This window comes from Streptomyces apricus, from assembly GCF_008369065.1.
Classification (GTDB): domain Bacteria; phylum Actinomycetota; class Actinomycetes; order Streptomycetales; family Streptomycetaceae; genus Streptomyces; species Streptomyces apricus.
In genome coordinates this window covers 22,671-46,138 of record NZ_VDFC01000049.1, presented here as the reverse complement: position 1 = coordinate 46,138, position 23,468 = coordinate 22,671, and the positions used below count along the sequence as shown (strand labels likewise).

Here is a 23,468-nt window from a genome sequence, read left to right as displayed (position 1 = left end):
AACAGCAGCCTGGTCCGGCCTCCCCCTCACGACTCCCACCCACAGAGGTTCGTCATGACCGGCATCGCCCCTTCCTCCACCTGGTTCGTCACCGGCGCCTCCCGCGGCCTGGGCCTGGAACTGGTCCGCCAGCTGCTCGCCCAGGGCAGCAACGTCGCGGCCACGACACGCTCCGCCGAGCGTTTGACGGCCGCTCTGGGAGACATGGCCGACACCGGCCGGCTTCTGCCGCTGACCGTGGACCTGACCGACGAGAGCCAGGTCGGGTCGGCCGTGGAGCGGACCGTCGAGCGCTTCGGCCGCCTGGACGTAGCCGTCAACAACGCGGGGTACGGCTACCTCGCCGCGGTCGAGGAGACCGGTCGGGACGACGTGCGGGACATGCTCGACGTCCAGGTCGTCGGCGTGTGGAACGTCCTGCGCTCCGTACTGCCGGTGATGCGCGAGCAGCGCGGCGGCCGCATCATCAACATCTCCTCCGTCCTGGGCCTGACCGCGGTCCCCGGCTGGGCCCTCTACTGCGCGGGCAAGTTCGCGCTCGAAGGCCTGTCCGAGGCCCTCGCCGCCGAGGTCGCGGAGTTCGGCATCAAGGTCACCGTCGTCGAGCCCGGCTACTTCCGTACGTCCTTCCTCACCCCGGACTCCCTCGCCCTGCCCGCCGAGACCTCCCGGCACTACCCCGCCGTGCGCGCCATGGTGGAGGACCACATCAAGCTTCAGGGCCACCAGCTCGGCGATCCCGTCAAGGGAGCCGCGGCCATCATCGCGCGGGCCACCGTCGACGACGGCCCGCTGCGCCAGCTGCTGGGCTCCGACGCCCATGCCTACGCCACCGCGAAGGTCGAGGCCCTGCGCGCCGACCTCGACGCCACGGCCGCCGAAGCCCCGGCCACGGACTTCCCGCAGGCCTGAGGGTCCGGCCCACGCCTCGCCACCGGCCGCACGCCAGCCAACACCGCTATCACCGCTGCCACTGCTGCCACCGCTGCCACCGCCAAAAGGGAACGGGTGTCCACGTCATGAGCAACATCCTCATCGTCATGTCCGCCGCCGACGTCTGGGAGCGCGCCGACGGCACGGCGTACCCCACGGGCTACTGGGCCGAGGAACTCGCCGCCCCGCACGAGAGGTTCGTCCGGGCCGGGCACACCGTCGACTTCGCCTCGCCCGGAGGAGTCCTGCAGCCGCTCGACCGGCACAGCGCGGACCCCGCGATCGCCGGCGAGAACTGCGCCCACTACGTGGCCCACGCGCAGAAGGCGCTCGGCGAGTTCGGACCGCTCCTCCCGCTCGAAGACGTCGACGCCTCGGCCTACGACGCGATCTTCCTGCCCGGCGGCCACGGTCCCGTCGTCGACCTGTTCGAGGACCGCGACCTGGGCCGCCTCCTGATCGCGGCCGACCACCGGAACACCGTCATCGGCGCGGTCTGCCACGGGCCCGCCGCCCTGCTCAGCGCCGTCGACGACAACGGCCGCTGGGCCTTCGAGGGACGCCGTATCGCCGCCTTCACCAATGAGGAGGAGGAACTGTTCGGTACCGCCGACAACGCCCCCTGGCTCCAGGCCGACCGTCTGGCCGAGCAGGGCGCACGCCTTGAGAAGGGCGCTCCCTACGAGCCCTTCGTCGTCCAGGACGGCAACCTCTTCACCGGTCAGAACCCGGCCTCCAGCGGACCGCTGGCCGATGCCGTCAACGAGCGGCTGGAGGAGCTCCGTACGTCCCGCGGCCGTTGAGGACAAGCGGGTGACATGGGCGTTGCCCGTCGGGCGGCCGGTCGTTGGGGTAGGCATGATCAAGAAAATCGCCTGTGTCTCCGTCCTGGCCGCCGCCCTCCTGGCGGCCGCTCCCGCCGCCCAGGCCGCGTCGGCTCCCGCTCAGGCCGCGTCGGCTCCCGTCCCGTCCGCCGGTGCGCCCGGCGCCGGTCTCCTCCACAGCGTTCTCGGGGCGCTGGAGGTGGGGAACCCGGTCGCGTCGCCTTCGAAGCTGCTGCCGTCAGGCCTTCTCGGCAGGTGAGGTGGCGCCCGGACCTCCGGGCCGCCGCACGCGCCGGCATCGCGCCGGCGCGGACGCACGACGGAGCTCCGGTCGGCCGCCGACCGGAGCTCCGTCGTACGCCGGCGTTCAGGCGGCAGGGACGAGTTCCACGCGGCCGAACAGCAGGGCGTAGCCGGTGGGGAGCTGCTGGAGGATGCGGGTGACCAGCTCGGGACCGGCGCAGGCGGCGACGGCGGAGAAGACGGAGCCGGTGTCCCAGCGGGTGGTGGCCAGGGACGCGCCGGTGCGGGTGGCGAGGTCCTTGACGAAGGACCAGCCGGTCAGCGGCTGCCGGTCGGGGATCTGCTCGGTCAGCACGCGTGCCGCTTCCGGGGGGAGGCTTCCGGCCAGGTCGACCCGTTCGTCGCCGGTCAGCTGGCGTCCCAGTCCGGCGAGGACCAGGCGGACGGCCTCGTCGGCCCTCTCCCGGGTGGGGTAGGCGCCCTCGTAGCGGACCTTGTCCAGCATCTGCTCGTACGCCCTCCCGTACGCCTGCCGGGACGGTGCGGGCCGGTCGGAGATCACGGGGGTTGCTGCCATTCTCTCTCTGGTCCCTCTCTGGTCTTTCTCTGAATCTCTCTGATCTCTCTGGACCTTCAGGTGGGCCGGGGGCGGCCGAAGAGGAGGTCGTAGTCGGCGGGAAGCTGAAGCAGGATCTGGCCCATCAGGTCCTCGCCGGCGGCGTCGGCGACGGTCGACAGCACGGCGCCGACGTCCCAGGCCGCGGTCTGCTCGGTGGCGCCCTCGATCCACGCGGCGGTCGCACGCACGAACCGCTCCGGGGTCAGCGGCTCGGCGCTCTGCAGCGGGTTGAGCAGGATCAGGGCGAACGCCTCGGGCAGGCGCGCCGCGAGCTGGGCGCGGACGTCCCCGACCAGGTGCGCGCCGAGGAGGGCGAGGACCACGAGGGCCGCGCGCTCGGCCTCCTCCGTGGAGTCGTACTTGCCGCGTTCCTTCACGTGACCGAGGAACGCCTCGCGTCGCAGGGTCATGTCGGCCGGCCACCCCTTCCGCTTCGGACTGCCCACAGGGACGTGGCGGGCGGACCACGAGGGGGATCGTCGGGCGCCCGCCCTCCGCATGCGTCCGGCCGGTGTCAGCCGGCGATCTCCTTGCGGCCGGATCCGGTTCCGGCACCGGCTCCGATGGAGATCTTGCGCGGCTTGGCACGCTCGGCGATCGGGATACGCAGAGTGAGCACGCCCGCGTCGTAGTCGGCCTGGATGCGCTCCGTGTCGAGGCTGTCGGCGAGCACGATCTGGCGGGAGAAGACACCCAGCGGCCGCTCGGACAGTTCCATCTTCACGTCGTCGGTCCTCGCCGCCGGCCTCCGCTCGGCCTTGACGGTGAGCATGTTCCGCTCGACGTCGATGTCGATCGCGTCCGCGGCGACGCCCGGCAGGTCGAAGGCCACGACGTACTCGTCGCCCTCGCGGTAGGCGTCCATCGGCATCGCCGACGGGCGGGACCAGGTCCCCGGGCCCACCAGTTGCTGCGCCAGCCGGTCCAGCTCATGGAAAGGATCAGTGCGCATCAACATCGTGAAAACACCTCCAGCAGGTTCGGGCAGTTGCTGCCAATGCGCCTCACGGACACTGTTTTAGCATGTCATCCATCCGATGACAACAGCGATGTCGTCCATGCGATGACGTCGAAGTCGTCGTCCGTTCCGGGCGTGCGACGCAGTGTGGGCATGCACCGCCGACAGGGGTGACGGAGTGGAAGGTTCCCACCTCTCCCCGGTCCGGGACCGCGCCTAGGGTGGCGTGCGGTACGTAGCGGACGACACGCGGACGACACGACGAACGGGCACCCGTCGGACCTCACGCATCCGTCGATCCGTGCCCGTTCCCGCGGCCGGACCGCCGGCCCGCCGACCGAGAGAGAAGGACCATGCCTGATCAGTCCTGCGTCGCGACCGTCACCGGAACCGTTCGGGGCGTGGGCTCCGCCCTCGACGTCACCCTTCCCGCCGAGGGTGGGCCCCGGTGCTGAGGGCGGTCGGGGCGGACGACGCCATGGACGGGCTGATGCAGCCGCGCCCCCTGACCATCGCGCACATCCTGGAACGCGCCGAGCGGCTCTACGCGCGCAAGTACGTCGTGACGGCCGGAGCCGAGCGGCTCGACTACGCCGGCGTGGCCGACGGTGCCCGCCGCCTGGCGACCGCGCTGGACTCCCTGGGCGTCCCGGCCGGCGCCCGTGTCGCCACGTTCGCGAGCAACAGCCGGCGCCACCTCGAACTGTATCTGGCGGTGCCCGCCACCAAGCGGGTGCTGCACACCATCAACATCCGGCTCTCGCCGGAGCACATCGAGTACATCGTCGACCACGCGGAGGACGACGTGGTGTTCGTCGACCGCGGACTGCTCCCCCGGATCTGGCCGAGCGCCGGGCGGCTGACGCGGGTACGGCACTGGGTGGTGCTGCCCGACGGCAGCGACACGGCCGTCCCGGCGGACCCGCGCATCCTGCACTACGACGAACTGGTCGGCGGCCACGACCCGTTCACGGGCTCGTTCGAGGACATGTTCACGCTCGCGGACGAGAACCTGGCCTCCGGGCTGTGCTACACCTCCGGGACGACCGGCCCGCCCAAGGGTGTGCTGTACAGCCACCGGTCGACGGTCCTGCACTGCCTGGGGACCCTCGCGGCCGGCCTCATCGGCATCGGGGAGAGCGACGTCGTGATGCCGATCGTGCCCTTCTTCCACGCCAACGCCTGGGGTCTGCCCTACGGCGCGATGATGGCGGGCGCCTCCCTGGTCCTGCCCGGCCCCTCCGCGGACCCCGATCACCTGCTGCGGCTGATGGAGACCGAGCGGGTGACCGTCGCCGGTGCCGTTCCCACGGTGTGGGTGAGCATGGCCTCCGCGCTGCGGTCGTACGACCTGGGCGCCACGCGGTTCCTGCTAGGCGGCGGATCGGCCGTGCCCCCGGCGCTGTCGGAGACCTACCGTGCGGCGGTCGGCGTACCGATCACCCACTCCTGGGGGATGACGGAGGTCAGCCCGGTCGGGACGATAGGCGGGACGCGCAGCCAGCACCGGCGGGCGACCGCGGAGGAGCGGGTGGCCGTGCGGGCGGCCCAGGGCCAGCCCCTGCCGCTCGTGAACGTGCGGATCGTCGACGTGGAGACGGGCCGGGAGCTGCCCCGCGACGGCCTCGCCGTGGGTGAACTGCAGGTCGCCGGGCCCTGGGTGGCCGGTGGCTACTACGGGGTGGAGGGCGGCGGCAGTTTCACCGAGGACGGCTGGCTGCGCACCGGGGACCTGGCCACCCTCGACGCCGACGGCTATCTGCGGCTCGTGGACCGGATGAAGGACCTGATCAAGTCCGGGGGCGAGTGGATCTCCTCCGTCGAGCTGGAGGCGGCCCTCGCCTCGCACCCCGACGTCGTCGAGGTCGCCGTGATCGCCCGTCCCGACCCGCGCTGGACGGAACGCCCCGTCGCCTACGTCGTCCTGCGGGACGGCAGCGCCGCCACGGCCGGCGAACTCCTGCGGCACATCACGCCGATGGTCGCCAAGTGGTGGCTGCCCGATGACATCGTGTTCATGGGCAGCCTGCCCAAGACGGGCACCGGCAAGCTGTCGAAGAGCGCGCTGCGCGAGGCGACGCGTATCGCATGAGCCGGCGGCTCGCGCGGTGTCTCAGGGAGAGGCGGCGGTGAGCGTCTTGAGCTGGTGCAGCCGGAGCCCGAGTTGCAGTTCCAGGTCGTTCCCGTGGCGCCAGTCGGCGCCGAGGACGTGGCCGACGCGGTCCAGCCGCTTCAGCAGGGTGTTGACGTGGATGTACAGCGCCCGCGCGGTGGCCGCGACGTTGGTGCGGTGGACGTAGTAGGCGCTGAGGGTGTCGACCAGTTCGGTGCCCCGCCGCCGGTCGTGGTCGAGGAGCGGGCCGATGGAGCCGGAGATGAAACGGTCGAGCTCGTGGACCCGCTCGGTGTCGAAGAGCAGGGAGTAGAGGGCGTACCGGCCCGTCGTGGCGCCCAGGTCGGTGTGTCCCAGCGCCCGCATCACGGCACCGCAGCGGCCGGCCAGGGAGTGGGCGCGCGCCCAGTCGTGGTTGACCACCCGCTCCCCGACGACGGCGACGGGGCCGCCCAGGGTGCGGCGCAGCCGGCGGTGGACCTCCTCGGCGGTCCGGTCGTCGTCGGCGCTGTGGACGACGAGCGTGGCCTTGCCCAGGTGCTCGCCCGCCAGTCCCTGGCGGTCCCGGGCCATGTCGTGCAGGTGGCGCGCGAGTTCGGCCGGTGGGCACAGGGCCGAGTCCGCGACGAGGACCAGGTCCAGGCGGTCGGCGTCGATGTTGCGGGCCCGGGTGCGGGCGCGCTGGGCGGCGCTGATCCCGGGGCTGCCGACCATGAGCTCGGTCAGGAGCTCTCCGCTCAGCCGCTCACCGGCGTCGGCGACGGCCTGCTCCTTGAGGATGAGCAGTCCCATGATGTGGGTGGCCCGTTCGAGGGTCCGCAGGTCCGTGTCGTCCGGGGCGCCCTGGTCGGCGGCCGCCTCCCGGCTCCCGTTCCGGTTCTGGGCCCGGTCACGGTGCCAGCTCCAGGTCAGTGCGCCGAGGTACCTGTCACCCGCCTGGATCGCGGCCACGCTGTGGGCGATCCCGGCCTCGTCGACCGAGGTGGTGCAGCGGCCCGAGCGGTGCGCGGTCCCGAGGGCATCGGCCAGGTCGGACTCCGACGGGACCGGGCACGGGTCCGACGCCGCCTCCCGGCCCATGAGAACGGCGCCGGTCCGGTCGAGGAGGGTGACGCACCCGCCCAGCTGATCGGCGAGGAGCTGTGCGACGTCGCCCGGTGTGCCGCCCCCGAGCACCGCCCCGGTCAGGGCTTCGTGGATGTCCTGCGCACGCTGGACGGCTGCCATGTGCTCCTCGATCCTGCGGTACGCGCCCTGCAGCTCCTGCAGGGCGGTCCGGCTCGCCTGGTAGAGGCGGGCGTTGTCGAGGGCGATGGCGGCGTGGTGGGCGAACGCGCTCAGCAGCGCGATCTCGTCGGCCTGGAAGGAGCGTTCGCAGCGGTCCCCCGCGAACAGGGCGCCCACCGCCTCGCCCCGGATGACCAGCGGCACACCGAGGAGCGCGACGAGTCCCTCGGTGCCGACCAGGCGGTCGAAGTCCGGGTCGTGCTCGATGAGGGTCGCGGCGGCGTAGTTGCACACCCAGTGCGGGCTCTGCGAGGCCAGCACCTTGCCGCCGAGCCCCGTGCCGGGCGGGATGCACGCGGCGAGGAAGGAGGCGGAGATCGTTCCCTCCGCCGCCCTGGCCGACAGCTTGCCGTCCGCGCCGACCAGCGAGAGGTAGGTGAAGTCCGTGCTGATCAGGTCGTGGGCGTGGTGGACGATCGACTGGAGCACCTCGTCCAGTTCACCCAGCGCGGTGAGGGACTTGGCGGTGGCGTACAGCGAGGTCAGTTCGCGCTGCCGGCGCATGAGCGAGTACGCCTCCTCCTCGCCGCCGGGGCCGCTGGTCACCGTGTCGTCCCTCCTCGGCTCGGGTGGGGGAAAACCCCACCGGGTCGGCGCGATGTGTGGGTGATGTACACCTCAACCACAGCGTAACGGCGCCTTAATGTCACCGTCATCACCTTCCTGCACGACCGACGAAGGCGGCATGTATGGCGACTCCGCTTGCCCAACCCGAAGGACAGTCGGAGCACTTCGCTACCGGCTCGTCCCCGCTGCGCCGCCGGGCCTCCCGCAAGTTGCTGGGCGCGGGGCTCATCGCGAGCTCGATCGAGTGGTACGACTTCTTCCTCTACGGCACCGCGGCCGCGCTGGTGTTCCCGAAGGTGTTCTTCCCGCACTCCTCGGCCCTGACGGGGACCCTGCTGGCCTTCAGCACGTTCTGGGCGGGCTTCGTGGCACGGCCGATCGGCGGGGTGCTCGCGGGACACTTCGGCGACCGGTACGGACGCAAGCCGGTCGTCATCACCTGTCTGGCGCTGATGGGGGCGGCGACCTTCCTGATCGGCTGCCTCCCCAGCGCCGCGGCCGTCGGCGCACTGGCTCCGACCCTGCTCGTGACACTGCGCTTCGTCCAGGGGCTCGCGGCGGGCGGCCAGTGGGGCGGCATCATGCTCCTGCTCACCGAGTCCGCCGGACCCAAACAGCGCGGCTTCGCCGGCACCTTCGGGCAGACCAGCGTCCCCGTCGCCGTGATCATCTCGAACCTGATCTTCGTGGCCTGCAGCACCCTGATGCCGGACGACGCCTTCCTCAGCTGGGGCTGGCGCATCCCCTTCCTGGTCAGCGTCGTGATGTTCGTGGTGGTCCTCTACATCCAGACCAAGGTCGAGGACACGCCGGAGTTCCGCGAGCTGCAGCGGGAGGCGTCGCGTACGCAGAGCACGGTGGTCCGGGCTCCGCTGGCCCGGGTCGTCCGCGAGCGGTGGGCGACCATCCTGCTCGGCTGCGGGCTCCTGTCCGCCACCAACAGCCTCTTCTACGTCAGCATCTCCGGGCTGCTGAGCTACGGCACCGGCACCCTGGACCTGGACCGCAACCCCCTGCTCGCGGTCGTGCTGACCAGTTCCGTGGCGATGCTCGTCGTCATCCCCTGGTCGGGCCACCTGTCCGACAGGATCGGCCGCCGGCCCCTCGTCCTCGTCGGCGGGCTGGGGGTCGCCGTGTGGGCCTTCCCCTACTTCCGGCTGGTCGACACCGCGTCACTGCCGCTGATCTTCGTCGCGGTGACCGTGGGCTTCGTGTTCCAGTGCCTCACCTACGGGCCGATCGCCAGTTTTCTCGGCGAGCTCTTCGCGCCCGCCGTCCGCTACTCGGGCGCGTCGCTGGCGTACCAGCTCTCCGCGATCGTCGTCAGCGGCGGCACGCCGTTCCTCATGACGGCGCTCATCGCCCGGACCGGGAGCACCGTGCCGGTCGCCGCGTACATCATGGCCATGGGCCTGATCACCTTCGCCAGTGCCTGGTACCTGCCCGAGACGAACTCCGCGGAGGTCCGCGCCGATCCGCATGCCCTCCCCGGCGCACAGCTCTACCGGTAGGAGGAGGGCGGGCGACGGGAGCCCTGTGCGCCCTGCCGGGGGGATCCAGTACGCCGTACGCCGTACGCCGGGGGCGTTCCGCGCCGCGGAGACGGTCCACACACACGAGACGGTCCGCGCACACGCGTGGCGGAGACGAGGAGCTGGCGTGAGGAGATCACCGGTACGAGGCGTCGCGGTCCGGCGTTTCACCGCACTGGCGGCCATGGTGCTGCTGGCGGGCGCGCTTCCGGTCCACGGGGCCGAACGCGCCACCGCGTCCGCCCCGGTCGCGACCGGCGGCTCGACGGCGGTTCCGCGGTGCGCCGCGCTGGCCGGGACACGGATCCCCGCGTCGGCCATGAGCCTGCCGACCACCGGTGGGCGCGTGGTGTCGGCCTCGGTCATGACGAGCGTCGTCAGCGGTGAGACGGTCGAGCACTGCCGGGTCGACGCGGAGCTCTTCCCCGTCGACGCCTCCGCGCCCGCCATCGGGATGCGCCTCGACCTGCCCCACGGCTGGAACCGCAAGGCGCTGATGTTCGGCGGTGGCGGCTACAACGGCACCGTCCCCGACCTGACGCAGAACGTGCCGTTCGGCCCGGCGGACCGGCCGGCGCCGCTGGCCCGGCGCTACGCGGTCTTCGCCGGTGACTCCGGCCACCGGCAGAACCCCGCGGCGCCGCCGTCGCTGGACGGGTCGTTCGGCCTGAACGACGAGGCGCTGCACAACTTCGCCGCCGGCGACGCGGTCAAGAAGACACGCGACGCCGCCCTGTTCCTCATCCGGCACGCCTACGGGACACGGCCCGCCGAGGTCTACTTCGCGGGCGGCTCGACGGGGGGACGCGAAGCCCTCGTCGCGGCCCAGCGCTGGCCCACCGCCTTCGACGGGGTGATCTCCGCCTATCCCGCCTGGAACAACCTCAGCGAGGTCCTGGACCTGGGGTACCTGACGCAGGTGCTGTCGCGCCCGGGCACCTTCCCCGGGCCCCAGAAGCAGGGGCTCCTCTACGACAGCGTCATCGACGCCTGCGACGGCCTGGACGGCGCCGAGGACGGCATCGTCTCGAACCCGCGCGGCTGCCGGTTCGACCCCGCCGCGCTGCGCTGCCCGAGCGGAGCCGACACCGGACCGACCTGTCTGTCGGATCCCCAGATCGGGGCCGTCAGAGCCATGTCCTCGCCGTTCAGGTGGCCGTACCGCATCGCCAGCGGCGAGACCGGCTATCCGGGGTTCCCGTTCCTGTCGGGGGCGGACATGAGGACCCCCTTCCTCGGCTTCGGCACGACCGCGCCCGCCAGTCCCATGCCGGTGACCAGCGGGTACGGGATGCAGTACTGGGACCAGTGGGTCAAGTACTTCCTGACCCGCGACCCGCGGCACGATCCCCTCGACGTGGATCCCCGGCGTCCCGGGAAGTGGCTCGCGCGCATCAGCCACCTGTCCACGGTCCAGGACCGCAACGACACCGACCTCGGGCCGTTCGCCCGCGCCGGCGGCAAACTGATACTGCTGCACGGCGCCGCGGACGAACTGGTCTCCCACCGCTCGACGAACGACTACTACCAGCGGGTACGGGACCTGCTGGGGCCCCGGGCGACCCGGACGTTCCTGCGGTACTACCTCGTGCCCGGCGCGAACCACGCCAACTTCGGCACTCCGGCGTTCGCCGCCGGGACGGACTCGCTCTCCGCGCTCGAACGCTGGGTCGAGGAGGACCGCCCGCCCGCGAGGACGGTGGTGACCGACATGGCCCACCACCGCACCCGTCCCCTGTGCGAGTACCCGGGGTGGCCCCGGTACCGCGGCGGCGACCCGGACAGCGCCGCGAGTTTCACCTGCACGTCCTGAGGTTCTGGGGCCGGGTCAGCGGTGCGCCCCTCGCGCCGAGCCAACTGCCAGGCACCGCTGACTGCTCCACGTGCGTCAAGACCCGACGAACTATGCGCTTTCGCTGCTGCCGTCGCTGTCGCCGCGCAGGGAACGGATCATGCTCTGCAGGCTCCGGAACGCGGCCGACCGCTCCGTCTCCGTCATGCCGGACAGCATTCTGACCTCGACGGACCGGACCGCCGCGGTCGCCTTCTCCAGACTCCGCCGGCCACGGGGTGTGAGCCGCGCGGGAAGGCTCTTCCCGACGGGTGCCTCCGCGGGCCTGGTCACGTAACCGTCCCTCTCTAGGGCTTGCAGCAGCACGTTCATCGACTGCCGCGTCACGAACGCGCCCCGCGCGAGTTCGGAGTTCGACAGGCCCGGCCGTTGAGCGAGCAGTTCGAGGCACGAGTAGTGGGTGATGCTCATGCCGAGCGGCCGCAGCACCTCCTCCATGGCCACGCGCAGTGCGCTCGACGCCTCTTTCAGCAGGTAGCCCAGTGACGTCTCCAGATCGACGCCTTCACCCTTTTGACTCATGTCAGTATTCTGACATACCTTGGTGCGTGTCAGAAAACTGACATGAGGAGAAGGAGCATCACCATGCCCGTCACCGGTCCCGACTTCATCTCGCTCCAGACGCGCGACCTCGACGCGTCACAGGCGTTCTACGAGCAGTACCTCGGTCTCGTCCGGTCGCAGGCCGGACCTCCGCACGCCGTCGTCTTCGAGACGAAGCCGATCGCGTTCGCGCTGCGGGACGTCGTCCCCGGCACCGACCTCACGTCCGTGCCCCAGCCCGGCATCGGTGCCGCGATCTGGCTCCACGCCACGGACGTCCAGGCCATCCACGACGCCCTCGCCGCCGACGGCCACACCATCGTCTCCGCACCGATCGACGGCCCCTTCGGCCGGACCTTCACCTTCGCCGACCCCGACGGCTACCGAATCACCCTCCACGACCACACCTGACCGACCACCCTCCACCTCACAGGCGTGCGCCCGTGCGGGGAGGGACCGGGCGAAGTCGGCGAGCATGAGGAAGTCGTCCTCCCGCAGGCCGATCCGGGGATTGACGTGGTGCAGAAGCGCCGTCCCGGGATGACGGGCGGTCACATACGCCTGGTCCAGCTCGCTCTGTTCGTCGTCCACCCAGACGAAGGGACGGCCGTCGGCGTAGTCCACCAGTGGACCGGTCTTCCAGTGCACTCCGTCGGGGCGTTCCTTCAGCAGGAGATCGCCGAAGTCGACGTAGGGAAGTTCCGGAAGGCCGAGCACCGGTGCGATCCAGCGGTTGGCGTCATCCATCCATGTGGTGGCCCAGCACAGCTCGAACCCGAGCCCGAGCAAGAACCGCCCGTGCTCCGGGCAGAGCCAGACCCGCAGGGGGCACCGCCGGCGCGACAAGCCCCTGTTCCCCTCATGGACGTCATCGGCCAGCGGCACTCTGATGGTGGTGTAGCCGTCGGGACGTCTCTCGGGCTGGGCCGCGTAAGGATTGAGTGGGCCGTCCACGTCGAGGAACAGCAGTGGTCGGTTCACGGTTTCCCCCGGATGCCTGCCAGTTGTCGAGTGCCCAGAGGAGCGTAGCCGCAGAACCCACTTCGTCATCGGGCCGATTTGCTGGAGGGCTTCCTCAACGCCAACCGGTGGCAGGACAAGGCTCAGTGCGGTAGTCGTGTCACGGTGCCGGTGCCTGCGGCGCGGGCGTGGTGGCGGAAGGCGAAGGGCTGGCCTTCCGTCAGCGCGACCGGCTCTTCGAGTGTCACCGTCACCTCGGCTCCGTGCAGCGGCCGGACCGTGCCGGTGCCCCTGGGCAGGGTCACGGTGCCCCACACCCCGGCCGTACGGATGTGGAAACGGAGGCGGTCGCCGCAGGCCACGTCCGCGCCGCCCTGCCCCTCGGACAGCACGGTGATGTCGGCGGTGAAGACACCGTGGACCCGGACCGAGCCCGGCGTCACGAGCACCTGGCCCCGCTCGACAACGTCCGCGGAAACGTCGCGCAGCAGCAGTCCCACGTTCATGTCCGCCTTCGCCATACCGACCGGCGTCCGGTTGTGCTCGATGCCTGAGACGAGGGCGGTCGCGCCGCCGTTCGGGCCGACTGTCTCCACCGTGTCGCCCTCGTGCACGCCGCCGCGTTCGATCCGGCCCGTCACCAGGACCTCCCTGCCCTGCCGCAGGCGGAAGACGTCCTCGACGGGCATCAGGAAGGGCTCCTCCGCCGCACTCACCGCTTGCTGTCCATGGCGGGGCGTCGGTCGGGGTGGAAGATTGCCTGGCCAGGGGTGAGGATGCCCCGTGGGTCGTACCTCTTCTTCGCCGCCGCCAGTCGGGGCCAGGCAGGGCCGAAGTGTCGTTGCCAGTCGCCGTTGTCGAAGGGCACGGAGCCGGTCGGGTACCAGGTGCCGCCGGCCGCGCGGGCGAGGTCGTAGGCGGACCGGTTGGCGGCGAGCAGGCGTCGGACCGTCGCCGGGTCCCCGGGCGGAGCGGTCCGCAGGACGGCCAGCAGATACGGCACGGGGTCGTCGGGCGCCCTGAAGAGTGGCGTCCGGAGGTGCTTGCGCACCAGGGGGTACAGCAGCACCACGCCGCCCGGGCCCAGGTCCGCCGGGGTGAGCGCGTCCAGGATCCGGCCGGCGACCTCGGCCGCCGCACGGCCGGGCAGCAGAACGTCCAGCCAGGGGTGTGCGTACGCCCACAGACCGGCCTCCTTGAGCGCGGCGACGCCGGGGGCGATCCGGTCGAGGAAGGCGTAGTACTCGAGGTCGGTGACCTCCACGCCCAGCGGATCGTGCCGCAGCCCGCGCAGGAGCGCCGCGTCGTCAGGGGCCTCCCCGGCCGGCGGTCCGTAGGCGGCGGCCTCGATGACGTAGCGGCGGAAGCGTCCGGAGGCGTCCTCGACGACCTGCCCTTCGACGTAGGCGAAGCGTCGCTCCCCCACGAGCAGCCGCAGGTCGTCGAGGAACGTCCGCAGATCGTCGTACGGCAGGACGTAGCGGCGTACGGACTCGGGAGCCGGGACCAGGCGCACGGTGGCGCCGACGATCACGGCGCACTGACCGAGGCCCGCGAGCACGGCGTGGAACAGCTCCCGGTGACGGGTCGGCGAGCAGCGGGTCAACTCCCCCGCGCCGGTGACGACTTCCAGCTCCAGGACGTTGTCGACCTGGGCGCCGACCCGGTGCGCCTGGCCGCCGAGGCCGCCGACCGACAGCGTTCCGCCGACCGAGAGTTCGAGGTAGTCGGTGAAGACGGGAGGCGTCAGGCCGTGCACGAGCGTGGCTCGAGCCACCTCGCTCCACCTGGCTCCGGCGCCGACCCGCACACTCGTACTGCCCGGGACGACGGGCCGGACGGCGGCGAGCGGAGACATCTCGACGACCAGACCGCCTTCGGCCTGCGCCTGACCGTTCGTGCCGTGCCCCTGCCCGCGAGGCGCGACCGGGATGCCGTGCCTGCCGCAGAACCGCACCATCGTCACGACGTCGTCAACGGAACCGGGCCGCAGCACCGCGGCCGGGCGGCGGTGCACGACGTGCCCGAAGTCGTCGGCGGCGGCGCTCAGCGACGCCTCGTCGGTGTGCAGGCTGCCGTCCAGCCCGGGAACCTCGTGCAGCGGGCGGTCGCGGCCGGATGCCGTGGCCGCCCAGCTCCTGGTGAAGGGGTCGAAGCCGATCACGGCGGTCCCGACGGCCGCCAGGCCACGCAGTGCGACACGTCGGGGCGGTGTGCGGGACATGCGCTCCTCCGGGGAAGGATCCGTGGGCCGTGCAACCCCCGGCCACTTTAGGGGGATTGAGGTGCGGATGCATCGCCCGGGACCGCCCTGCGTTCCGCTTCGAGAGCGTCGCGGTCGAGGGCGTCGTGTTCGAGTGCGTCACGGTCGCGCCTCGCACTGTCCGGACGTACGAGTTCGGCGAGCCGCACCGGCCCGTTCGCCCCGATTACCGTGGAGCCGGGGCCCGACCGGTCCCGGCCCTCTTCCAGCAAGGAACGAACGGTTCATGACGATCTCGCGACTGCCCCTGGCCGACTGGCCCACTCCGGTCGAGCCGGCTCCACGCCTGGCACGGGCCCTGGGCCTGGAGCCGGACGACCTGTGGATCAAGCGCGACGACCTCACCGGTCTGGGCGGGGGCGGCAACAAGATCCGCAAACTGGAACACACCGTGGCCCAGGCGCTCGCCGCCGGCGCCGACACCCTGGTGACGACCGGGGCGCCGCAGAGCAATCACGCCCGGCTCACCGCGGCCGCGGCGGCCCGCGCCGGACTCTCCGCCGTCCTCGTCTTCCCCGGCGAACCAGGAGGATCGGGAGGAGCCGAAGGGTCAGGCGGATCAGGCGGCGGGAACCTGGTCCTGGACGGTCTCCTCGGTGCCCGTGCGGTCTGGGCGGGCGACGTCGACCAGGACGGGCTGGCAGCGGCCGCGGCGCGGCTCGCCGCCTCCCTGCCGGCCGCGGCGCTGATCCCGTTCGGCGGGTCGAGCGTCGTGGGAGCGCGCGGGTACGTCGAGGGCGGCCACGAGCTCCTCGGACAGGTGCCTGACCTCGACACGGTGGTGGTGGCGCTCGGCTCCGGCGGGACGATGGCCGGGCTGGTCGCCGCCCTGGGACCGGACAAGGTCCTGGGCGTGCACACCGGGGCCGTCGACGACCCGCGCACCGTCGTGTCCGACCTCGTCTCCGGCCTGACCGAGCTGCCCCCGGACCCGGGCGCCCTGCGCATCCGCGACGACCAGGTCGGGCCCGGCTACGCGGTCCAGACCGACGCGGTGGCCACGGCCATGGAGACCGCCGCACGGACCGAGGGCATCGTGCTCGACCCCGTCTACACCGGCCGCGCGCTGGCGGGTCTCGCCGCCGCGGTCGCCGACGGCACCGTCCGCAGGAACCGGCGCACCGTGTTCCTCCACACCGGCGGTCTCCCGGGCCTCTTCGGGCACCCGTCCGTGGCGCGCCGGTGGCCCGGTCCGCAGGTGCTGACGTGAGCCGGCCTAGAGCGCCGCGGACCGGCCCTCGTACGGCGCGGCGGCCAGGAACGGCAGGACGACGGCGGCCATCTCGTCGGGCACTTCCTCCGCCAGGTCGTGGCCGGCGTCGAAGACGTGGCCGGTCACGTCGTGGGCCATCAGGCGCATCTGGGACGCGTTGCGGTCGCCGATGAACGCCGAGCCGCCGAGCGCCAGGACGGGGACGTCCAGCTTCTTCCGCGCGGCCTGCCTGTTCTGTTCGGCGTCGACGAGCATGGCCCGGTAGACCGAGAGCATCGCGCGGATGCCGCCGGGCATGGAGTAGCAGCGCACGTATTCGTCGATCGCGTCGGGGGTGGCGGTGTCGGGGTGGCTGCGCTCATTCTTGATCATGTAGGTGATCAGTTCGCGTTCGTGTCCGGCGATCAGCATCTCGGGCACGTCGGGCTGGAAGTAGAAGCCCAGGTGCCACAGGTGCATGCCGCCGGAGACGTTCTCCGGGGTGAGGGCGGTGTGGTCCTCGAAGCCGAATCCGGGGAACAGCGCCTCGGCGAACACCAGGGCGGTGACGTGGTCGCGGTGGCGGGCGGCGAGCTGGTAGCCGATCACCGCTCCCCAGTCCTCCCCCACCACGGCGTACGTGTCGTGTCCGAGGTGGGCCATCAGCGCGGCGATGTCGTCGGCCATCGTCGCGGAGTCGTAGCCGTCCACGGGCCGGGCGGAGTCGCCGAGACCACGGAGGTCCGGTACGACGACGGTGTGGTGAGGCGTGAACTTCGCGACCAGGTGCCGCCAGTGGTAACCGGTCTTGGGCACGCCGTGCAGCAGGACCACCGCGGGGCCGGAGCCCGCCGTGCGGTAGTGCAGGCTCGTTCCGTTGACGGCGGCGCGTCCGGTACGGACGGGCGTTCCTTCGTGGTCGTACATCATGTGCTCGGTGCCTTTCCAGGGGTGGGTGTGGCGCGGGTGTCGTGCGCCCGGGGTGGGCGCGCTCGGGACGGGTGCGAGGGACATGGGTCCCCCAGGGTTTTCGGTGGGCAGCGGCGGGGCGCCGGGACGCTGTCCCCGCTCTCCGGTCTCCGGTCTGAGGAACCGCCGCACCTTTTCTGGATCGTGCGATACAGATTTTGGGCATGGAAAAGTCAGCCGAGGGCGCCCAGCGCGACCTCCACGAGGGGTTCGAGGTCGCGCCGATTCGGGGTGATCTTCGAGGAGACCAGCAGTCCGTTGAGGAAAGTGACGAGGAAGGCGGCGAGGGTGTCCGGATCGTGCCGCGCCTCGATCTCGCCCCGCTCCGCCGCGACCCGCAGCACCTCGGCGAGCGCGTCCCGGCTCGCATCCTGCATGTCCCGCACGATGCGCCGGATCGAGGGGTCCTCCGGCAGGCGCTCGCAGGCGGCGTTGACCGCCAGGCAGCCCTGGCCGTCCTGTCCGACGGCGATGCGGATCCGTTCGACCAGCAGCGCACGGACCGCCGAGCGGGCGTCCGCCCCTTCCGCCAGGTCGCGCAGGGCAGCGGCCGCGAGGGTGGTGCGGTAGTGCTCCAACGCGGCCCGGTACAGGCCGTCCTTGTCGCCGAACGCCGCATACAGGGACCCCTGCCCGATCCCCAGGTGCTGGGTCAGGTCGCGTACCGAGGTCGCCTCGTAGCCGCACGCCCAGAACAGCTCCATGGCGCGGCTCACCGCCGCTTCGGTGTCGAACTCCCGGGTCCTTGCCATGGCCCCACCGTAACGTATCTGGATCGCCCGCTCAAGAAACCGCGGGCACGCGCGGTTCAGCTGCTCCCGGAGCCGACGACGGCGGTGACGCGGATCTCCACGCGCATGGCCGCGAGGCCCAGGACCGTGACGCCGGTCTCGGTCCAGATCGGCGCGCGGCCGCCGAGGCGACGGCGGAACTGCTCGGCCATGACCGCGTTGTGGTCGTCGCCGATGACAGCGTCTCCCGGTGCGACCTTGTGGTACGAGTTGACGTGGATGACGTCCTTCCAGGTCGCGCCGACCGTGGCGAGCGTGCGCTCGACGTTGTCGAAGGCCAGGACGATCTCGTCCTCCAGCGAGTCGGGGACGACCAGGTCGTCGTCCACCCCGGCCTGACCGGAGATCTCGACCCGGTCGTCCACGCGGACGGCCCCGCTGTAGCCGAGGGCCGCGTGCAGCTTCTCGCCGTAGCCCGGTGCGATGCCGAAGGTGACGGTGCTCATGATGTTTGCCCACCCTGTCCATAGAGGCCCATAGGGATCCATAGAGGTCCATAGAGGCGCGTTTTTCGTCGCATGACTTCACGCGTAAACTGAAGCTAGCACGCAATGACTTCACGCGTAAAGTGATGACGGTCGCGCCGAAGGGACGGGAAGTTCCATGAGCAGCACGGGAGGGTCCATGAGCAGCACGAGCGCACACGGCGGGGAAGAGGAGGAGCTGCGCTGGCTGGACGAGCAGGAGAAGGCGGCGTGGACGGGGCTGATCTCGCTCGTCCTGCTGCTGCCCGCCAAGCTGGAGTCACCGCTGCGGCAGGAACACGGCCTCACCCTGTTCGAATACCTCGTGCTCAGCCACCTCTCCGAGGCCCCGGAGCGCAGGCTGCGGATGGGAGAGCTCGCCTTCCTCGCCAGCGGGTCGCTCTCCCGCCTGTCCAACGTCACCAAACGCTGTGAGCAGCGCGGCTGGGTCGTACGCAAGCCCGACCCGGCCGACGGCCGCTACACCCTGGCCGAACTCACCGACGCCGGCTTCGACATCGTGGACGAGGCGGCGCCCACGCATCTGCGCGCCGTACGCCGCATCGTCCTCGACTCGCTCAACACGGCCGACCAGAAGGCCCTCACGCGCATCGCGGAGAAACTCCGTATCGTTCCCGACGACTTCGGCTGACGGTCCCTCCGCTCGGCGGGGTCGTTCGGGAGCGGCGGGGTGGTGAACCGCTCCCGAACCGCGTCCTCATTCGGACAGGTTCACCGACCGGGCCGACGCGGCGCCGATCTCGCCGGCGACCTCGTTGACGACGTCCTGCGGGACCTCGTCGTCGACGGTGAGGACCGCCAGGGCCTCGCTCCCGGCCGCCGAGCGGGACACCTGCATGCCGGCGATGTTGATGCCGGCCTCGCCGAGGACCCGGCCGACCGTGCCGACGACACCCGGACGGTCCTCGTAACGCAGGACCATCATGTGCTCGGCGAGTGCGAGATCCACGTCGTACTCACCGACGGCCACGATCTTCTGGAGATTCTTCGGACCGGACAGCGTGCCGGACACGGCGATCTCCTCGCCGTCGGACAGGGTTCCGCGCACGGTGATGACGTCGCGGTGCTCCGTGGACTCCGCGCTCGTGGTCAGCCGGACCTTGACACCGCGCTCCTGTGCGAACAGCGGAGCGTTCACATAGGACACCGCGTCGTCGACCACGTCCTTGAACACGCCCTTGAGGGCGGAGAGTTCGAGGACCTTGACGTCGTGCTGGGTGATCTCGCCGTAGACCTCGACGTCCAGGCGTACCGCGACCTCGCCCGCCAGCGCGGTGAAGATGCGGCCGAGCTTCTCGGCCAGCGGCAGGCCGGGCTTGACGTCCTCGGCGATGACACCGCCCTGCACGTTGACCGCGTCCGGCACCAGCTCCCCGGCCAGCGCCAGGCGCACGGAGCGGGCCACGGCGATGCCGGCCTTCTCCTGGGCCTCGTCGGTGGAGGCGCCCAGGTGCGGGGTGCACACGACCTGGTCGAGCTCGAAGAGCGGGGAGTCGGTGCAGGGCTCCTTGGCGTACACGTCCAGGCCCGCGCCGGCCACGCGGCCCTCCTTGAGCGCCGAGTACAGCGCGGCCTCGTCGACGATCCCGCCGCGCGCGGCATTGACGATGCGCACCGAGGGCTTGACCTTGTGCAGCGCCTCGTCGCCGATCAGACCCAGGGTCTCGGGCGTCTTGGGCAGGTGCACGGTGATGAAGTCGGAGACTTCCAGCAGCTCGTCCAGCGAGAGGACCTTCACGCCCATCTGCGCGGCGCGCGCGGGCTGCACGTAGGGGTCGTAGGCCACGACCTTCATCCCGAAGGCCGACATCCGCTGGGCCACCAGCGCACCGATACGGCCCAGACCCACGACGCCCAGGGTCTTCTCCGCCAGCTCCACACCCGTGTACTTGCTGCGCTTCCACTCGCCGTTCTTCAGGGCGGTGTCGGCCTGCGGGATGTGACGGGCCGTCGCCAGCAACAGGCCACAGGCCAGCTCGGCCGCGGTCACGATGTTCGACGTCGGCGCGTTGACGACCATCACGCCGGCCTTCGTCGCGGCCGGGACGTCGACGTTGTCCAGGCCGACGCCGGCTCGTGCGACGACCTTCAGCTTCTTCGCGGCGGCGACGGCCTCGGCGTCGACCTTCGTGGCCGAACGGATCAGGATCGCGTCCACATCGACGATCGCGGACAGCAGCTCGGGCCGGTCCGCGCCGTTGCAGTGCCGGATCTCGAAGTCCGGGCCCAGGGCGTCGACCGTGGCCGGTGACAGCTCTTCAGCGATGAGTACGACAGGTTTCGAGCTCACTTGGACTCCTCATGCAGCATTGTTCGAACCTCGCCGGTCGGGTCGTGTGCCATACGTGGGAGAGCGGCTCGTGTCTCAGATCCGATGCGACACCTGCCGTGCCCTTCGTCGGACGAATCGTCTCGACGGGCGTTCCCGGCCCGTTCCCGACGTGTTTCCACGGACTTCCCGGTCGGCGTCCGCCGTGAGACCCCGGACCAGGGTGACGTCCGCCGTGAGACCCCGGACCAGGGTGACGCGAGGGGCCGGTGCGCGGGAACCCGTCGTCAGGGGCCCGTCGGTGCGGACGCGGGGAGCGCCTCGGACACCGTCGGGAACAGGCGCAACACCTCGTCGGCGCCGGTCAGTTCCAGCAGCCGTACGATCTGGCACGGGACGCCGGCCAGTCGCAGGTCGGTGGCGCGACGGACCATCAGGAGCAGGTTGAGGAAGGTGGAATCGGCGAAGGTGACCGCGGTCAGGTCGAGCACCAGGACGGGGACGGCGGCCGCCGTCCTCTCCAGCTGCGTGCGCTGAGCGGCCAGCGATTCGAGGTCGAGGTCGCCGCGCACCGTCACCACCCAGGCGCCGTTGCGGGCGTACTGCTCACCCAGTACGGCGAAGGACACGGGCCGCGGTAAGGCGCGGCGGCTCCCGCATGAGGAGTCCGGGGACTGGGGTTCCACACGGTCAGTATGCCGCAACACCGGAGGGGTGGGCAGACGCCTTGTGACGAGCCGTCCGGTGCGGGACACCGGCCCCTGCCCCGCCGCCGACGCCGCCGGTGGGAGCGGGTGCCCGAGGGCAGGGCCGCGAAGAACCGGCTCCATCTCGACGTCAGCCCGGTCGACCGCAGCACCGAGGACGAGGTGGCGAGGCTGCTCGCCCTCGGTGCCGGGAAGACGGACGTGGGGCAGGGCGCCGGCCGCACCTGGGAGGTCGTGGCCGACCCGGAGGACAACGAGTTCTGCGTCCTGCGCACGCCGGCGCCGTGACCCCGGGGCGCGGGACGTCGGTGGGGCGGTGGGTCGTGTCACGCGGCGGACAGCCCGGTGTGTCCGAACGGGTGTCCTGACAGGTGTCCGGACGTGCGTCCCGACACGTGTCCTGACATGGGTCCTGACATGGGTCCTGACATGTGTCCCGAACCGGAGAGTGCCATCCGTTCCACCCGTCGCGCCTGGTCCATCCCTCCCCCGTCGACGTAGGTGAGGGGTGTGGCGGCGCACAGCCGCAGGAATGTCCGTTTCGCCCGCGCGTCGTCGGAGATCACGCGGATGGCGGGGACGACCCGGTCGGGGCCCCCGTCGAACGCCTCCCACCACACGTTCTTGAAGGCCCCCACCAGCCGCGCCCCGGGGAACGCGGCGGCGAGGTCCGCGGTGCCGCCGGCCGCCCAGGGCCCCACGAAGTCGACGTGCCCGCCGGTGAACGGGTTGGTGATGTCCACCAGGATCTTCCCGCGCAGGGCGGCGCGTAAGGACCTGAGCTGCTGCACCGCCCCCTGTACGCCGAGGACGGCGGGGATCACCACGGAGGCCGCTTCGACGACCTCCGCGTACCCCCCGACGGCGACGCCCGGCACGCCCGGCACAGCGGGCGCGGCGGGCACGGCGGATGTCCCGCTCCCGCCGCCGGCCGAGCCCAGCCGCACCTCGTGTCCGGCCCGGGCGAACATCTTCGCCAGTGTGACGGCGATGCCGCCCGTTCCCAGTACGCCGATCGTCATGGTCCCGCTCCCCCGCGTGTGATCCTGCCCTTGGTCCTGCCCTTGGCTCTGGCCTTGGTCCTGCCCGTGGCCCCGGCTCATGTCGTACGCGTCAGCACCAGGCTGACGTTGTGTCCCCCGAAGCCGAAGGAGTTGGCGAGCGCCGCGTCCCACCGGCCCGTACGGTTCTCGCCGCTGACCACGTCCAGCCGGACGCCCGGGTCGAGTACGTCCAGGTTCCGGGTGGCCGGCACCACGCCGTGCCGCAGCGACAGCAGCGCGGACATGGCCCCGAAGGCCCCGGACGCACCGAGCATGTGCCCGGTCATGGACTTGGTCGCGGTCACCACCGGGTGGTCGCCCAGGGCCTTGACGACCGCGTCGGCCTCGGCGAGGTCGCCGCCGGGGGTCGAGGTGGCGTGCGCGTGCACGTGGCCGATGTCGCGCGGTTCCAGCCGTGCGTCGCGCAGCGCTCCGCGCACCGCGGTGACCTGCCCCTCGGTGTCGGACGCCGAGATGTGCCCGGCGCTGGAGGTGACGGCCGCGCCCGCCACCGCGCCGTAGGCCCGGGCGCCCCGGGCCCGGGCGAACCCGGCGCGTTCCAGGACCAGGACGGCCGCGCCCTCGGCCATCACGAACCCGGAGCGGGCGGCGTCGAACGGCCGGGACACCAGGGAGGGGTCGCCCTCCTGCCGCGAGAGCGCCTTCATCTGCGCGAACGCGGCCACCATGAACGGGTGCAGACAGGCCTCGGTGCCGCCCACCACCACGACGTCGGCGCGGTCCAGGCGGATCAGGTCAAGCCCCAGGGCGATCGACTCGGCGCCCGAGGCGCAGGCACTGACCGGGGAGCGGGCGCCGGCCCGCGCCCCCAGGTCGATGCTGACCCAGGCCGCCGGCCCGTTCGGCATCAGCATCGGGACCGCGTAGGAGGACAGCTTCCGCATGCCCGACCGCTCGTACAGGTCGTCCTGGCCGAGCGCGCTGAGCACGCCCCCGATCCCGGTGCCGACGACCACGGCCAGCCGTTCCGGTTCCACCTGGGGCGCGCCCGCGTCGCGGAACGCCTCGCGGGCCGCCGCCACGGCCAGTTGCTCGCCGCGGTCCAGTTTGCGGGCGTGCACCCGGCCGAGCACGTCGACCGGGTCCACGGACACCGATCCGGCGATCCGCACGGGCAGGTCCTCGGGCCAGTCGTCCTGCCGCTCGCGCAGGTCCGTTATCCCCGACCGGCCGTCGAGCAGCGCCTGCCACGAGTCGGCCGCGTTCCCGCCGAGCGGTGTCAGGGCGCCGAGACCCGTCACGAGCACGTCGTCGTCCCGGCTCATCGCCGCCTCCCCTCCATGATCCGTGTCTCCGT

The 23,468-nt window shown here is 71.6% G+C and carries 24 protein-coding genes and 1 pseudogene; 10 read left to right on the top strand and 15 right to left on the bottom strand.

Features of this window, described 5'->3' with window-relative positions; translation table 11 throughout:
* Positions 1 to 54 precede the first annotated feature (54 nt).
* The 3 genes from FGF04_RS30190 (at position 55) to FGF04_RS30180 (ending at position 2,016) form a co-directional block, all read left to right on the top strand.
* Positions 55 to 912, top strand: coding sequence for an SDR family NAD(P)-dependent oxidoreductase (locus FGF04_RS30190; RefSeq protein ID WP_149514533.1), 858 nt, complete (start codon positions 55 to 57; stop codon positions 910 to 912).
* A 107-nt stretch (positions 913 to 1,019) separates the two neighbouring features.
* Positions 1,020 to 1,736: a type 1 glutamine amidotransferase domain-containing protein gene (locus tag FGF04_RS30185; RefSeq protein ID WP_149514532.1), complete on the top strand. Its 717-nt coding sequence runs from the start codon at positions 1,020 to 1,022 to the stop codon at positions 1,734 to 1,736.
* Between the two features lie 55 nt (positions 1,737 to 1,791).
* A complete protein-coding gene (locus tag FGF04_RS30180) occupies positions 1,792 to 2,016 on the top strand; it encodes a hypothetical protein (RefSeq protein ID WP_149514531.1) in 225 nt (74 codons plus the stop codon).
* A gap of 108 nt (positions 2,017 to 2,124) precedes the next feature.
* Here FGF04_RS30180 and FGF04_RS30175 read toward each other — a convergent pair whose 3' ends face one another.
* The 3 genes from FGF04_RS30175 to FGF04_RS30165 all read right to left on the bottom strand — a co-directional run bounded on the left by FGF04_RS30175 (position 2,125) and on the right by FGF04_RS30165 (position 3,577).
* A complete protein-coding gene (locus FGF04_RS30175) occupies positions 2,125 to 2,577 on the bottom strand; it encodes a DUF2267 domain-containing protein (protein ID WP_408055690.1) in 453 nt (150 codons plus the stop codon).
* 56 nt (positions 2,578 to 2,633) lie between these two features.
* A complete protein-coding gene (locus tag FGF04_RS30170) occupies positions 2,634 to 3,029 on the bottom strand; it encodes a DUF2267 domain-containing protein (protein WP_149514530.1) in 396 nt (131 codons plus the stop codon).
* 104 nt (positions 3,030 to 3,133) lie between these two features.
* Positions 3,134 to 3,577 (bottom strand): Hsp20/alpha crystallin family protein, encoded by a 444-nt coding sequence (locus FGF04_RS30165; protein ID WP_149514529.1) that lies wholly within the window; start codon positions 3,575 to 3,577, stop codon positions 3,134 to 3,136.
* 448 nt (positions 3,578 to 4,025) lie between these two features.
* Here FGF04_RS30165 and FGF04_RS30160 point away from each other — a divergent pair, with 448 nt between their 5' ends.
* Positions 4,026 to 5,669 carry a long-chain fatty acid--CoA ligase gene (locus FGF04_RS30160; RefSeq protein ID WP_235882573.1) on the top strand — a complete coding sequence of 548 codons (1,644 nt, stop codon included), beginning with the start codon at positions 4,026 to 4,028 and terminating at the stop codon, positions 5,667 to 5,669.
* Positions 5,670 to 5,690: 21 nt separating this feature from the next.
* Here FGF04_RS30160 and FGF04_RS30155 read toward each other — a convergent pair whose 3' ends face one another.
* A complete protein-coding gene (locus FGF04_RS30155; RefSeq protein ID WP_235882572.1) occupies positions 5,691 to 7,523 on the bottom strand; it encodes a helix-turn-helix domain-containing protein in 1,833 nt (610 codons plus the stop codon).
* A gap of 143 nt (positions 7,524 to 7,666) precedes the next feature.
* Here FGF04_RS30155 and FGF04_RS30150 point away from each other — a divergent pair, with 143 nt between their 5' ends.
* Together FGF04_RS30150 and FGF04_RS30145 are read left to right on the top strand one after the other, a co-directional pair.
* Positions 7,667 to 9,055 carry an MFS transporter gene (locus FGF04_RS30150; protein WP_149514528.1) on the top strand — a complete coding sequence of 463 codons (1,389 nt, stop codon included), beginning with the start codon at positions 7,667 to 7,669 and terminating at the stop codon, positions 9,053 to 9,055.
* Between the two features lie 148 nt (positions 9,056 to 9,203).
* Positions 9,204 to 10,889: a tannase/feruloyl esterase family alpha/beta hydrolase gene (locus tag FGF04_RS30145; RefSeq protein ID WP_235882571.1), complete on the top strand. Its 1,686-nt coding sequence runs from the start codon at positions 9,204 to 9,206 to the stop codon at positions 10,887 to 10,889.
* 90 nt (positions 10,890 to 10,979) lie between these two features.
* Here the strand turns inward: FGF04_RS30145 and FGF04_RS30140 are convergent, their stop codons facing one another.
* Positions 10,980 to 11,450 carry a MarR family winged helix-turn-helix transcriptional regulator gene (locus FGF04_RS30140; RefSeq protein ID WP_149514527.1) on the bottom strand — a complete coding sequence of 157 codons (471 nt, stop codon included), beginning with the start codon at positions 11,448 to 11,450 and terminating at the stop codon, positions 10,980 to 10,982.
* Between the two features lie 63 nt (positions 11,451 to 11,513).
* On the opposite strand from FGF04_RS30140, the gene FGF04_RS30135 reads away from it, so the two are divergent.
* The gene (locus tag FGF04_RS30135) at positions 11,514 to 11,882 is read left to right on the top strand and encodes a VOC family protein (protein WP_149514526.1); all 369 of its coding nucleotides are present in this window, start codon (positions 11,514 to 11,516) and stop codon (positions 11,880 to 11,882) included.
* A gap of 39 nt (positions 11,883 to 11,921) precedes the next feature.
* Here FGF04_RS30135 and FGF04_RS41380 read toward each other — a convergent pair.
* The 3 genes and pseudogenes from FGF04_RS41380 to FGF04_RS30120 form a co-directional block, all read right to left on the bottom strand.
* Positions 11,922 to 12,452: pseudogene (locus FGF04_RS41380) on the bottom strand (hypothetical protein); the annotation flags it as partial.
* A 122-nt stretch (positions 12,453 to 12,574) separates the two neighbouring features.
* Entirely contained in the window at positions 12,575 to 13,147 is a 573-nt protein-coding gene (locus FGF04_RS30125; protein ID WP_149514525.1) for an EF-Tu C-terminal domain-related protein, read from the bottom strand.
* Entirely contained in the window at positions 13,144 to 14,655 is a 1,512-nt protein-coding gene (locus FGF04_RS30120) for an FAD-binding protein (RefSeq protein WP_149514524.1), read from the bottom strand. The genes FGF04_RS30125 and FGF04_RS30120 overlap by 4 nt, the downstream gene beginning before the upstream one ends.
* Before the next feature lie 265 nt (positions 14,656 to 14,920).
* Between FGF04_RS30120 and FGF04_RS30115 the strand changes: the two genes are divergently transcribed.
* The gene (locus FGF04_RS30115; RefSeq protein WP_149514523.1) at positions 14,921 to 15,904 is read left to right on the top strand and encodes a pyridoxal-phosphate dependent enzyme; all 984 of its coding nucleotides are present in this window, start codon (positions 14,921 to 14,923) and stop codon (positions 15,902 to 15,904) included.
* A gap of 6 nt (positions 15,905 to 15,910) precedes the next feature.
* Here FGF04_RS30115 and FGF04_RS30110 read toward each other — a convergent pair whose 3' ends face one another.
* The 3 genes from FGF04_RS30110 to FGF04_RS30100 all read right to left on the bottom strand — a co-directional run bounded on the left by FGF04_RS30110 (position 15,911) and on the right by FGF04_RS30100 (position 18,092).
* Entirely contained in the window at positions 15,911 to 16,816 is a 906-nt protein-coding gene (locus FGF04_RS30110; protein ID WP_188114294.1) for an alpha/beta fold hydrolase, read from the bottom strand.
* A gap of 212 nt (positions 16,817 to 17,028) precedes the next feature.
* The gene (locus FGF04_RS30105) at positions 17,029 to 17,607 is read right to left on the bottom strand and encodes a TetR/AcrR family transcriptional regulator (RefSeq protein ID WP_149514522.1); all 579 of its coding nucleotides are present in this window, start codon (positions 17,605 to 17,607) and stop codon (positions 17,029 to 17,031) included.
* Between the two features lie 56 nt (positions 17,608 to 17,663).
* On the bottom strand, positions 17,664 to 18,092 hold the full coding sequence (locus FGF04_RS30100; protein WP_149514521.1) for a Rid family hydrolase: 429 nt from the start codon (positions 18,090 to 18,092) through the stop codon (positions 17,664 to 17,666).
* 178 nt (positions 18,093 to 18,270) lie between these two features.
* Between FGF04_RS30100 and FGF04_RS30095 the strand changes: the two genes are divergently transcribed.
* Positions 18,271 to 18,762: a MarR family winged helix-turn-helix transcriptional regulator gene (locus FGF04_RS30095; RefSeq protein ID WP_149514520.1), complete on the top strand. Its 492-nt coding sequence runs from the start codon at positions 18,271 to 18,273 to the stop codon at positions 18,760 to 18,762.
* 66 nt (positions 18,763 to 18,828) lie between these two features.
* Here the strand turns inward: FGF04_RS30095 and serA are convergent, their stop codons facing one another.
* Entirely contained in the window at positions 18,829 to 20,421 is a 1,593-nt protein-coding gene (serA, locus tag FGF04_RS30090; protein ID WP_149514519.1) for a phosphoglycerate dehydrogenase, read from the bottom strand.
* 266 nt (positions 20,422 to 20,687) lie between these two features.
* On the bottom strand, positions 20,688 to 21,029 hold the full coding sequence (locus FGF04_RS40270) for an STAS domain-containing protein (RefSeq protein WP_188114293.1): 342 nt from the start codon (positions 21,027 to 21,029) through the stop codon (positions 20,688 to 20,690).
* Positions 21,030 to 21,095: 66 nt separating this feature from the next.
* Here FGF04_RS40270 and FGF04_RS30080 point away from each other — a divergent pair, with 66 nt between their 5' ends.
* Positions 21,096 to 21,395: a VOC family protein gene (locus FGF04_RS30080; RefSeq protein ID WP_188114292.1), complete on the top strand. Its 300-nt coding sequence runs from the start codon at positions 21,096 to 21,098 to the stop codon at positions 21,393 to 21,395.
* A 38-nt stretch (positions 21,396 to 21,433) separates the two neighbouring features.
* On the opposite strand, the gene FGF04_RS30075 is transcribed toward FGF04_RS30080, so the two are convergent.
* Positions 21,434 to 22,129, bottom strand: a complete 696-nt coding sequence (locus tag FGF04_RS30075) for an NADPH-dependent F420 reductase (RefSeq protein ID WP_188114291.1) — start codon at positions 22,127 to 22,129, stop codon at positions 21,434 to 21,436.
* Positions 22,130 to 22,206: 77 nt separating this feature from the next.
* Positions 22,207 to 23,436, bottom strand: a complete 1,230-nt coding sequence (locus FGF04_RS30070) for a beta-ketoacyl-[acyl-carrier-protein] synthase family protein (protein ID WP_149514515.1) — start codon at positions 23,434 to 23,436, stop codon at positions 22,207 to 22,209.
* Positions 23,437 to 23,468 lie beyond the last annotated feature (32 nt).